Raw genomic sequence first — 11456 nt, forward strand, 5'->3', positions numbered from 1 at the left:
TACCGAACTCAGAAGTGAAACGCCGTAATGCCGATGGTAGTGTGGGGCATCCCCATGTGAGAGTAGGTCACCGCCAAATTTATTACTTTAGTTAATTAAATATTATTAGTTAACTAAAGTAATAAAAATTTTTTAGCAGTCATAGTGCAGTAGATCCACCTGAATCCATACCGAACTCAGAAGTGAAATGCTGTTACGCCGATGGTAGTGTGGGGCATCCCCATGTGAGAGTAGGTTACTGCTAATCCCAATCTCGGAGTGGTAGTTCAGCTGGTTAGAATACCTGCCTGTCACGCAGGGGGTCGCGGGTTCGAGTCCCGTCCATTCCGCCAATTTTATAACTTTTCCAAAGTTAAGTACCAATAGGGGCGTAGTTCAATTGGTAGAGCACCGGTCTCCAAAACCGGGTGTTGGGAGTTCGAGCCTCTCCGCCCCTGCCATTCATTTTCTCATTTTTACTACTTTCTACTGAGTTAATTTTTTAATAAGTTCGATAACTTGATTCGTTTGTTGCTCAGATAATTTTCCTTCGTGTACAAATTGTACTTTTCCAGACTTGTTTAATACTACAATTAGGCTTTCTTTAGGCTGTAATCCCCAGACGTTTTTAACTAGACCTGTTTGATCCAAAATCACTTGGCTGTGTGGATTATTTTTTTTGCCTTTTTCAGCACTACTTTTGACGAAAGGACCCGTGCCAAAGATAGCGTCTTCTGCATTAATAATCGTTGTTGTTTGATATTTGCTAGCATCAAAGTGTTGAGCTTTGATCATTTCCATTAAGCCATCATTTTTTTCTTTAACGCTACTTCTTCCTGCCATGTGCTGAAGAACTCGTACTTTTCCTACAAGTGCTGGCGATTCCCAGTTTTTATAGTTGATGCTTCCATTGTTTATGATTACTTCTCCGTCAGTTTGAACGGAAACATAAGGGAGAGTTGTATTGAGTTGAAGATTATGAGCGAAACTCGATGTTGCTAAGGATGTTAGCAATACAAATGCTAATTTTTTCATTCTATTTTCCTTGGGTTGGAAGTAAAAAATATTTAGTCTGGCTTATTAAATGGCACGCCCTAAAGGATTCGAACCTTTGACCCACGCCTTAGAAGGGCGTTGCTCTATCCAGCTGAGCTAAGGGCGCATTTAAAATGGGATGATGAAAGAATAGAGAAAGGTGGTCGGCGAGATAGGATTTGAACCTACGACCCACTGGTCCCAAACCAGTTGCGCTACCAAGCTGCGCTACTCGCCGAAAGATGTGTAGCATTATAGTTTTCTTTCATTTTCAGTCAATCAATTTTTATGGTTTTACTGTCAATCGTCTAAATTTATTTCAATTCAGTTTACATAAAACGGATTTTTCTGACAAAATAGCGTGCGTAAATATTTACCTCATGCGGAGAATTCAATGGCAGCTCAAATTATTTCAGGTACTCAGTTATCCCAGCAAATTAAATTGAATATTACACAAAAAATTGCACAGTATATTGAGCTGGGTAAACGAGCTCCTGGTCTAGCGGTAATTCTTGTTGGTGCAGATCCGGCTTCTCAGGTTTATGTGGGAAGTAAGCGTAAAAGTTGTGCTGAAATCGGTATTTTTTCCAAATCTTACGATTTACCGGAAACCACCTCTGAACCAGAATTATTAGATCTCATTGAGCAGTTAAATCAAGATCCTGAGGTTGATGGTATTTTGGTGCAGTTACCGTTACCAAAGCATATCGATAGCACCAAAGTGATTGAAAAAATTTCACCGGAAAAAGATGTGGATGGTTTTCATCCTTATAATGTCGGGCGCTTGTGTCAACGTATTCCAACATTACGTGCTTGTACGCCTTATGGTGTGATGAAATTATTGGAAACCACCGGTATTTCTTTTTATGGCAAGCATGCTGTCATTGTTGGTGCGTCCAATATTGTTGGTCGTCCAATGGCATTAGAATTGTTACTTGCCGGCTGTACCGTCACGATAACTCACCGTTTTACCGAGGATTTAGCGAGTCATATTCGCCAAGCGGATATTTTAGTGGTTGCTGTGGGTAAACCTAAATTTATTAAAGGTGAATGGATCAAAGAAGGCGCTGTTGTTGTTGATGTCGGGATTAACCGTATTGATGGCAAGTTGGTTGGCGATGTTGAGTTTGAGGTTGCTGCCGACCGTGCTGCTTATATTACACCGGTGCCGGGTGGCGTTGGCCCAATGACGGTAGCAATGCTCATGTACAATACGCTTTCTGCTTATGAAAAACATGAAAATTTAGTGTAAAAGTGCGGTCATAAAAAATAGCGTTTTGACAGAGATAAAAAAGCCCTTGAATTAACTCAAGGGCTTTTGTTTTTTCGACAAGGGAGGAATTACATCATTCCGCCCATGCCTCCCATGCCACCCATACCGGCAGCACCTAGGTCAGCTTTGTCGTCTTTTGGTAATTCGGTCACCATACATTCGGTGGTGATCATTAAACCGGCGACAGAGGCTGCAAACTGCAATGCGGAACGAGTTACTTTAGTCGGATCTAAAATACCCATCACAATCATATCGCCGTATTGCTCGGTACCTGCGTTATAACCGAAGTTTCCTTCGCCGTTTTTCACCGCACTTGCAACCACAGAGGCTTCTTCACCGGCATTTGCGACGATTTGACGTAATGGGGCTTCCATGGCACGAAGGGCAAGTTTAATACCAACGTTTTGTTCTTCGTTGTCGCCACGTAAATCAGCAACTTTGCTGGCCGCGCGAATTAACGCCACACCACCGCCGGCAACCACGCCTTCTTCCACTGCTGCACGGGTAGCGTGTAGCGCATCTTCCACGCGGGCTTTTTTCTCTTTCATTTCTACTTCCGTTGCGGCACCGACTTTAATCACCGCAACACCGCCGGCGAGTTTCGCCACGCGTTCTTGCAATTTTTCTTTGTCGTAGTCGGAAGTGGATTCTTCGATTTGTTGACGAATTTGCGCCACACGACCTTGGATTTGCGCCTCATCGCCGATACCGTCGATGATAGTGGTGTTGTCTTTATTGATTACAACGCGTTTTGCTTGACCAAGATCTTCAAGAGTGGCTTTTTCTAACTCCATACCGATTTCTTCAGAAATCACCGTACCCGCAGTTAAAATCGCAATGTCTTGTAACATCGCTTTGCGACGATCACCAAAGCCCGGTGCTTTCACCGCAGCTACTTTCACGATGCCGCGCATGGTGTTCACGACCAATGTTGCTAACGCTTCGCCTTCTACGTCTTCCGCAATGATTAATAACGGTTTACCTGCTTTTGCAACGCCTTCTAATACCGGTAATAATTCACGAATATTCGAGATTTTTTTATCGACTAATAAAATGAATGGGTTATCTAATTCTACGGTCGCGGTTTCCGGTTTGTTGATGAAGTATGGGGAAAGGTAACCGCGATCAAATTGCATCCCTTCAACCACATCCAACTCGTCTTCTAAGCCGGTGCCGTCTTCTACGGTGATGACGCCTTCTTTACCCACTTTTTCCATCGCTTGTGCGATTAATTGACCCACAATGCTGTCGGAGTTTGCGGAAATGGTACCCACCTGTTCGATTTCTTTAGAGGTTTCGCAAGGTTTGGAAAGGGATTTAAGTTCGGCAACGACGGCAGTAACCGCTTTGTCGATACCGCGTTTTAAATCCATTGGGTTCATGCCTGCTGCTACGGCTTTTAGGCCTTCGTTCACAATGGCTTGCGCTAGAACCGTTGCTGTGGTTGTACCGTCACCGGCGGCATCATTGGCTTTAGAAGCAACTTCTTTCACCATTTGTGCACCCATGTTTTCAAATTTATCTTCTAATTCGATTTCGCGTGCTACAGACACACCGTCTTTAGTAATGGTTGGTGCGCCGAACGATTTGTCTAATACTACGTTACGGCCTTTTGGACCAAGAGTGACTTTTACTGCGTCAGCTAAAATGTTTACACCTTTTAACATTTTCACGCGTGCGTCGTTACCGAATTTTACGTCTTTTGCTGCCATATTTAATTTCCTTTTATTTTGTTGCGTGAGATTGCTCTCACCATGATCTATTTCGTTTAAAGTGCGGTCGTTTTTTAGCGTGTTTTTGCTTATTCAACAATCGCCAAAATATCGCTTTCGGAGAGGATGAGTACTTCCTCACCATCAATTTTTTCTGTTTTCACGCCATAGCTATCGCTGAAAATCACGATGTCGCCCACTTTTACGTGCATTGGGTGAATGCTACCGTTTTCTAATAAACGACCAGGGCCGACTGCTAACACTTTCGCGCGGGTAGATTTGGTGGCTGCAGAACCGGTCAATACGATACCGCCGGCAGATTTAGTTTCCACGTCTTCACGTTTTAAAATCACTTTGTCGTGTAATGGACGAATATTCATCTGAAATTTCCTCTATTTCTTAAATTAATAAAAAAGCTTTTTCTATATGGGAATCATTTTTCCGCTTTCAAGGGAAAGGCAAAATTATTTTAACCGTTTATTTTCATCCGCTTCCTTTTCAAATTCTGCCTCAAAAATTTCGCTGTCGTTCTGGCGATTGCCTTGGGACGAATAAAAAGTGCGGTCGGTTTTAAAGATGTTTTGTCGAAAGAATACAAACCGACTGCCAATGAAGGCGTTGATTATGTAACGATCGAGCGGGCTTAACAACACGCAAGCGAGAATGTCAGTCACAAAACCGGGAATGACAAAAAGGATGCCGGCAATAAACCAGCGCAGCGAGCCAAAAAGCGCATCAGTAGGCAATTCGCCTTGTGTGAGCTGCTGTTTTACGCGAGTGAGGCTATACCAACCACGAACACGGATGATGACAATGCCCAGTAGTGAGGAGCCAATCAGCAACAAAATGAGCATGAGGATACCCAAATGGCTTCCTAGCCAGACCAGTAGACTCAGTTCCACATAAATAAATAGAAAAACAGCGAAAAGAAAGGTGATAAACGGCATGTTCGCTCCTTAAAAACACGTTGGATGTGCATATTACCCGCTTTATTTTGCGGTGCAACTTTTATTCATGCCTACATCTTTCAGGTTAGAAAAACTAATCTGAAAAATAAAAATAACTCTTAAGGGCGTATAAAAATCTGTGACTTGGATCAATTTAATTTTAATCGAATTTTCTATAATTTAAATGACTTAAAGATGTCTGTTATGCATAAAAGGAGAAGCTCAAATGACACAATACAGAAAAGAAGTGGATTTATTAGGTGAACGTGAAGTCCCGGCAGATGCGTATTGGGGTATTCACACCTTAAGAGCGGTAGAGAATTTTAACATTTCGAATGTCACTATTTCCGATGTGCCGGAATTTGTTCGCGGCATGGTGATGGTGAAAAAAGCAGCGGCATTGGCGAACGGTGAGTTGGGTGCCATTCCAAAAGAAATTGCAGAAGCAATCGTAAAAGCTTGTGATGAAGTCTTAGTAAACGGCAAATGTTTAGATCAATTCCCGTCCGATATTTACCAAGGTGGTGCAGGTACTTCCGTCAATATGAACACCAATGAAGTGATTGCCAACTTAGCGTTAGAAATTTTAGGTCACAAAAAAGGTGAATATAAATACCTCGACCCAATGGATCATGTGAACGCCAGCCAATCCACCAACGATGCGTACCCTACCGGTTTCCACATTGCAGTGTACAATAGCGTGATCAAACTTCTCGAAAAAGTCGCTTATTTACAACAAGGTTTTGAAAATAAAGCGAAAGAATTCGAGAAAGTGTTGAAAATGGGTCGTACCCAATTACAAGATGCGGTGCCAATGACCGTTGGTCAAGAATTCAAAGCGTTTGCAGTGTTAATGGCAGAAGAAGTGAAACACTTAAAAGCCGCTGTAGCACACTTGCTTGAAGTGAACATGGGCGCGACCGCAATCGGTACCGGTTTAAATACCCCACAAGGTTATGTGCCTTCTGTTGTGAAACATTTATCCAACGTCACCGGATTACATTGCACCGGTTCAGAGAACTTAATTGAAGCCACTTCTGACTGTGGTGATTATGTTTCCGTGCATGGCGCGTTAAAACGCACTGCCGTGAAATTGTCAAAAATCTGTAACGACTTACGTTTACTTTCTTCCGGCCCTCGTGCAGGTATTAAAGAAATCAACTTGCCTGAATTACAAGCCGGTTCTTCTATCATGCCGGCAAAAGTGAACCCGGTTGTACCGGAAGTGGTGAACCAAGTGTGCTTCAAAGTCATTGGTAACGACACCACCGTCACCTTCGCGTCAGAAGCGGGTCAATTACAATTAAATGTAATGGAACCGGTAATTGTACAAGCCATGTTCGAATCCATTGAGATTTTAGGCAACGCTTGCGTGAACTTACGCGATAAATGCGTTGATGGCATCACCGTAAACAAAGAAACGTGCGAAAACTATGTTTACAACTCTATCGGTATTGTCACTTACTTAAACCCATTCATTGGTCACCACAACGGCGACTTAGTGGGTAAAATCTGTGCGCAAACCGGTAAAGGCGTGCGTGAAGTCGTCTTGGAAAAAGGCTTGTTAACCAAAGAACAATTGGATGACATCCTTTCCGTAGGAAACTTGATGAATCCGACTTATAAAGCAAAATTAAATAAATAAAAGTGAACAAATCGGCAAATAATACGTCGAAGAATTAACTTGTTTATTTAGTCAAAATCAGCGTCTTAAGGGATTAGGGCGCTGATTTTTTATTTGTCGCTTTTTAATGGTGGTTGGTCAGGCTAGAATAACGCCTAATTTGGGAAAGAATCTGTATAGGATGAAATAATGAAAAACGTATTGGTGATTCGTAACGATAAATTGGGCGATTTTATGTTGGCATGGCCATCCTTTGCCATGTTAAAAGCCTCCGAACCATCGCTAAAACTGACCGCACTTGTGCCGGCTTACACAGCAGATATTGCTCGGGCATGCCCTTATTTAGATGACGTTATTATTGATGCGCCGAAAGATGATAAAACCGCGTTTCAGCGCGTGGTGAACGACATTAAAGCGCGCCAATTTGATGCCATGATCAGTTTCTTTTCCAATACACATAACGCCAAATTGGCGTGGAAATGCCGCATTCCCTACCGTTTAGCACCGGCAACAAAATGGGTGCAATTTTTCTATAATCATCGTTTAACGCAACGCCGTTCCCAGTCAGCTAAGCCGGAATTTGAATATAACTTGGATTTGGCCCGTACGTTTTTACGCGATCATGGCATCGCTGTTGTCGAGCCGCGCCCACCATACCTTACTTTCCCTAAAAGTGCGGTGGATTTTCAGCGTGAATCTTTGTGTCATCAGTTAAACATTGATGCTGAGAAAAAATGGATTTTTGTACACAGCGGTTCGGGCGGGTCTGCCAATAATTTATCCTTGGCACAATATGCGGAGCTCATTTGCGGCTTATTAGCGCGGTTTGACGCCTATGTGATTTTAACGGCGGGACCAAATGAAAGTGAAAAAGCCCACGAATTGGCAAATTTGGTACAGGATTATCGGGTGGTCGTGTATGACAAAAATAACGGCATGGTGGATTTTGCTCAATCTCTGGCGTGTGCTGATTTGTTTGTTGCCGGCTCCACCGGGCCATTGCATTTAAGTGCTGCATTAAATGTCCCGACCATCGGTTTTTATCCAAGCCGTCGTTCTGCCACACCGTTGCGTTGGCGTCCAATTAATGATGTCGATAAACATTTGGCATTTTGTCCGCCGAATGACAAAGAGAGCCAAACGGATTTAAGCAAAATTCATATTGATGAGAAATTAGAGGAGATCGCGCGGTTTGTCATTCAAGTGTGGCACGCGACAGCGAATAAAGAATAGGGTGTATTGCACTACCCAGCCAATCCCCAGTGCGAACATGAGTGTGCCGATGCCGAGCACGCCACCGAGCAGATAGCCGAAGAGGCACACTAAAACTTCAATGGACGTTCGCACGATGCCGATTTTCCAATGGAAATGATAGCAAAGCCCCACCATTAACCCATCGCGCGGGCCGGGGCCTTGGTGGCAGGTCAGGTAAAAGGCATTACCGATGCCGAACAATAAGATACCGACGACAGCGTAAGTGAAACGCAGATAAAGTGCGGTGGGTTTTTCCAGTAAATAAACGGTTAAGCCGAGAAAGAGGGCGATCACAAAAATATTCATGACGGTGGCAAGTCCTGGCCTCAGTTTTAATGGAAACCACGCTAACATCACGATTGAACTGATTATCCATGACGCCCAACCGACACTAAACTCCCATCGTAATGCCACGCCTTGCGATAATATGGTCCAAGGCGCGGAGCCCAAATCGGAGAGAAGCAATAACGCGTCGCCAAATCCCATGACACTTAAAGATAAAAGCAGCACACTAAATGATTTCGGCTCAAATGCCCAGAGAGATTTTGCTGCCCAAGGTGTATACGGCAGAACATGTGCTTTCTTCATTAATCTTTAATCCATCGTTTATTACTAAGTGGCGCGCATTATCCCAGTCTTTATTACTACTGTCTAAATAAATTACGTTGAATTTTGACCGCACTTTATCCATTTTTAATGACGTCATTTGTATCTAAGGATGGTCGGTTGCACTAATTATGATATTAATCAATAAAATTCACTCTCCTTTTTTATGGAAAACAAGTAGAATACGGAAAATTTTATTCAATGACTTTTGAGGTATTTATGGACATTTTAATTAGTGTTGTTGGTATTTTCGTGCTGTTAGGGATTGCTGTCTTGTTCTCTAACAACCGTAAAGCGATAAATCTGCGTACTGTTTTCGGTGCGCTAGCAATTCAAATCGCAATTGGTGCTTTTGTGCTGTATGTGCCGGCAGGGCGTAGTGCGTTACAAGCGGCTTCTGATTTTATCGGTAAAATCATTAGCTTCGGTAACGAAGGGATTAGTTTCTTATTTGGTGGTTTGACTGACCCAAGCCAAAGTTTCGGTTTTATCTTTGCGATTAAAGTGTTGCCGGTCATCATTTTCTTCTCTGCTTTGATTTCTTTGCTTTATTACATTGGCGTCATGCAATGGGTCATTAAATTAATCGGTGGTGGATTACAAAAATTATTAGGCACATCAAAAGCGGAATCTATGTCTGCGGCTGCCAATATTTTCGTGGGTCAAACAGAAGCGCCATTAATCGTCAAACCATTTATCAGTCGTATGACGCAATCCGAATTATTTGCTGTGATGGTTGGTGGTGTTGCCTCTATCGCCGGTTCTGTGATGGCGGGGTATGCCGGTATGGGTGTGCCGTTAACTTACTTAATCGCAGCCTCTTTTATGGCGGCGCCGGGTGGTTTATTGTTTGCTAAAATCATGTTCCCACAAACCGAAAAAACGGATGACTCATTAAAAGAAAGTGCAGACGTTGAAAAACCATCTAACGCAATTGAAGCCTTAGCAAACGGTGCGCGTGACGGTATGCACTTAGCGATGAACGTGGGTGCCATGTTAATCGCGTTTGTTTCTGTGATCGCTTTAATCAACTGGATTCTAAGCAGCTTCGGCGGCGTTATTGGCGAACCGGATTTAACCTTACAAGTGATTTTAGGTTGGATTTTCAAACCATTGGCATACTTAATCGGGATTTCTTGGGAAGAGTCTGCCATTGCCGGTCAAATGATTGGTTTAAAATTAGCAGTGAATGAATTTGTGGGCTATTTAGAATTTGCTAAATATTTACAACCGGATTCGGCTGTGGTGTTAAGTGATAAAACCAAAGCGATTATTACCTTCGCACTTTGTGGTTTCGCTAACTTTAGTTCAATCGCGATCTTAATTGGCGGCTTAGGCGGCATGGCACCAAATCGTCGTAGTGACGTGGCTCGTTTAGGCTTGAAAGCCGTAGTTGCGGGTTCATTATCTAACTTAATGAGCGCAACAATTGCAGGTTTATTTATTGGTTTAAGTGGTGCCGTGCTATAAAGTGCGGTATGATTTCGCCATGTTTTTTATGATGACACCACGGCCACGTTCGTGGTGTTGTCGTTTATAGGCAACGGAAACGTTTGCTTCATCATGTCAACAAGAGGGAAAAACTATGACTCCACACATTAACGCACCTGCCGGTGCATTTGCTGATGCTGTATTAATGCCTGGTGATCCGCTACGTGCGAAGTATATTGCGGAAACTTTTTTGGAAAACGCACAGGAAGTGACTAACGTACGCAATATGTTAGGTTTTACCGGCACCTATAAAGGTCGCCGTATTTCCGTGATGGCGCATGGTATGGGGATCCCTTCCTGTTCCATTTATGCGAAAGAACTGATCACCGAATATGGCGTGAAAAAAATGATTCGCGTCGGGTCTTGTGGTGCGGTACGCATGGATGTGAAATTGCGTGATGTGGTTATCGGTGTAGGCGCATGTACCGACTCCAAAGTAAACCGTATCCGTTTTAAAGATAACGATTTTGCCGCCATCGCAGATTTTGGTTTAACACAAGCCGCCGTGCAAGCAGCGAAAAACTTAGGTGTCAAAGCGCTCGTTGGGAATTTATTCTCTGCCGATTTATTCTACACGCCGGATGTTAGCATGTTTGATGTGATGGAAAAATACGGCATCCTTGGGGTGGAAATGGAGGCCGCCGGTATTTACGGTGTTGCCGCAGAATATGGTGCACGCGCATTAACCATCTGTACGGTATCTGACCACATTCGCACCCACGAGCTCACCAGTGCGGAAGAGCGTCAGCTCACGTTTAATGAAATGATTAAAATTGCCTTAGAGGCTATATTGATTGACGATCAATCAATTTAGTTTTAAAATTCCTCCCCCCTTATATCATAAGGGTATTTTTTTATATGTTACTTATTCAATTAATATGATAGTAACGATTTCAGTTTTTATACTTGTGATAAACATTATTGGTAGTGATATTTGTGTCGTTTAGTGGTTCAAATGGCTTAGCACTATTGATGATGTTATTTATAGGGGGGGGATTCTTTTTAGGAATTCTATGAATGTTTTAGTGAAAAGGTCGTAGAAAGACAGGTGTCTAGTAGACCGACTAAATAAATGTATTTGCATTTTCTATGTTGAGTGGTCTTAGGGTTGCTCGACATTTTTTCATACGTCACAGATCTATATTTTTGATATAAAACAAAAACGTTGTTTATGGCAGTTAGGCGTTTGTATAGATTTGAATCAAGTTTCAATCAGTTAGGAGATTTTCCATGAATAATATATATAAGGTTATCTGGAGTAAGGTGGCCAACGCATTAGTTGTTGTATCTGAATTAGCGCGCTCCAAAGGGGTTCCGGACGCAATTCAGTCGCGGCATCAAGCAATACAGTAAAAGTACGTACAAAATTAACCGCACTTTCCGTTGCACTTTCATTCTGTTTCGGTGCGTCTTCTGTTTTTGCGGCGGATATTAAAGAAGCGAATGTGACCGCGACAACATCATTGACAGTTGGTGCCGCAGGTGCCGCTGGTAGTGCTGCAACAGGTACAACAACATTGCATGGTACTGCTACA

At 42.9% G+C, this 11456-nt stretch carries 11 protein-coding genes, 4 tRNA genes and 2 rRNA genes; 10 read left to right on the forward strand and 7 right to left on the reverse strand.

Features of this window, described 5'->3' with window-relative positions; translation table 11 throughout:
* The 4 genes from rrf (DK415_RS09580) to DK415_RS03810 all read left to right on the forward strand — a co-directional run.
* Positions 1–79, forward strand: a 5S ribosomal RNA gene (rrf, locus tag DK415_RS09580); the annotation flags it as partial.
* A 52-nt stretch (positions 80–131) separates the two neighbouring features.
* Positions 132–247 (forward strand): 5S ribosomal RNA (gene rrf, locus DK415_RS03800).
* Between the two features lie 8 nt (positions 248–255).
* Positions 256–332, forward strand: a tRNA-Asp gene (locus tag DK415_RS03805).
* A 32-nt stretch (positions 333–364) separates the two neighbouring features.
* Positions 365–440: transfer RNA gene (locus tag DK415_RS03810), tRNA-Trp, on the forward strand.
* A 25-nt stretch (positions 441–465) separates the two neighbouring features.
* Here the strand turns inward: DK415_RS03810 and DK415_RS03815 are convergent.
* From DK415_RS03815 to DK415_RS03825, 3 genes are all read right to left on the reverse strand, one after another.
* Complete coding sequence (locus DK415_RS03815) at positions 466–1014, reverse strand: YtfJ family protein (protein ID WP_109432544.1); 549 nt, start codon at positions 1012–1014, stop codon at positions 466–468.
* Positions 1015–1064: 50 nt separating this feature from the next.
* Positions 1065–1141: transfer RNA gene (locus DK415_RS03820), tRNA-Arg, on the reverse strand.
* A gap of 34 nt (positions 1142–1175) precedes the next feature.
* Positions 1176–1252, reverse strand: a tRNA-Pro gene (locus DK415_RS03825).
* 156 nt (positions 1253–1408) lie between these two features.
* Here DK415_RS03825 and folD point away from each other — a divergent pair.
* Positions 1409–2266, forward strand: coding sequence for a bifunctional methylenetetrahydrofolate dehydrogenase/methenyltetrahydrofolate cyclohydrolase FolD (folD, locus tag DK415_RS03830; protein ID WP_109432545.1), 858 nt, complete (start codon positions 1409–1411; stop codon positions 2264–2266).
* A gap of 89 nt (positions 2267–2355) precedes the next feature.
* Here the strand turns inward: folD and groL are convergent, their stop codons facing one another.
* The 3 genes from groL to DK415_RS03845 form a co-directional block, all read right to left on the reverse strand.
* Positions 2356–3999, reverse strand: coding sequence for a chaperonin GroEL (gene groL, locus DK415_RS03835; protein ID WP_109432546.1), 1644 nt, complete (start codon positions 3997–3999; stop codon positions 2356–2358).
* 89 nt (positions 4000–4088) lie between these two features.
* Positions 4089–4379: a co-chaperone GroES gene (locus tag DK415_RS03840; RefSeq protein WP_109432547.1), complete on the reverse strand. Its 291-nt coding sequence runs from the start codon at positions 4377–4379 to the stop codon at positions 4089–4091.
* Between the two features lie 84 nt (positions 4380–4463).
* Positions 4464–4946 carry an FxsA family protein gene (locus DK415_RS03845; protein ID WP_109432548.1) on the reverse strand — a complete coding sequence of 161 codons (483 nt, stop codon included), beginning with the start codon at positions 4944–4946 and terminating at the stop codon, positions 4464–4466.
* 226 nt (positions 4947–5172) lie between these two features.
* Here DK415_RS03845 and aspA point away from each other — a divergent pair, with 226 nt between their 5' ends.
* Both aspA and DK415_RS03855 read left to right on the forward strand, forming a co-directional pair.
* Positions 5173–6591: an aspartate ammonia-lyase gene (aspA, locus tag DK415_RS03850; protein WP_109432549.1), complete on the forward strand. Its 1419-nt coding sequence runs from the start codon at positions 5173–5175 to the stop codon at positions 6589–6591.
* 168 nt (positions 6592–6759) lie between these two features.
* Complete coding sequence (locus DK415_RS03855) at positions 6760–7803, forward strand: glycosyltransferase family 9 protein (protein WP_109432550.1); 1044 nt, start codon at positions 6760–6762, stop codon at positions 7801–7803.
* On the opposite strand, the gene yczE is transcribed toward DK415_RS03855, so the two are convergent.
* The gene (gene yczE, locus DK415_RS03860; RefSeq protein ID WP_109432551.1) at positions 7744–8412 is read right to left on the reverse strand and encodes a membrane protein YczE; all 669 of its coding nucleotides are present in this window, start codon (positions 8410–8412) and stop codon (positions 7744–7746) included. The genes DK415_RS03855 and yczE overlap by 60 nt on opposite strands.
* 237 nt (positions 8413–8649) lie before the next feature.
* On the opposite strand from yczE, the gene DK415_RS03865 reads away from it, so the two are divergent.
* The 3 genes from DK415_RS03865 (at position 8650) to DK415_RS09565 (ending at position 11274) form a co-directional block, all read left to right on the forward strand.
* Complete coding sequence (locus DK415_RS03865) at positions 8650–9900, forward strand: NupC/NupG family nucleoside CNT transporter (RefSeq protein WP_048749684.1); 1251 nt, start codon at positions 8650–8652, stop codon at positions 9898–9900.
* 115 nt (positions 9901–10015) lie between these two features.
* Positions 10016–10735, forward strand: coding sequence for a purine-nucleoside phosphorylase (gene deoD / locus DK415_RS03870; RefSeq protein ID WP_109432552.1), 720 nt, complete (start codon positions 10016–10018; stop codon positions 10733–10735).
* Positions 10736–11151: 416 nt separating this feature from the next.
* On the forward strand, positions 11152–11274 hold the full coding sequence (locus tag DK415_RS09565) for an ESPR domain-containing protein (protein WP_109432553.1): 123 nt from the start codon (positions 11152–11154) through the stop codon (positions 11272–11274).
* Positions 11275–11456: the final 182 nt, after the last annotated feature.

Origin of the sequence: Aggregatibacter segnis (assembly GCF_003130075.1) — a bacterium.
Taxonomy (GTDB): Bacteria; Pseudomonadota; Gammaproteobacteria; order Enterobacterales; family Pasteurellaceae; genus Aggregatibacter; species Aggregatibacter segnis_A.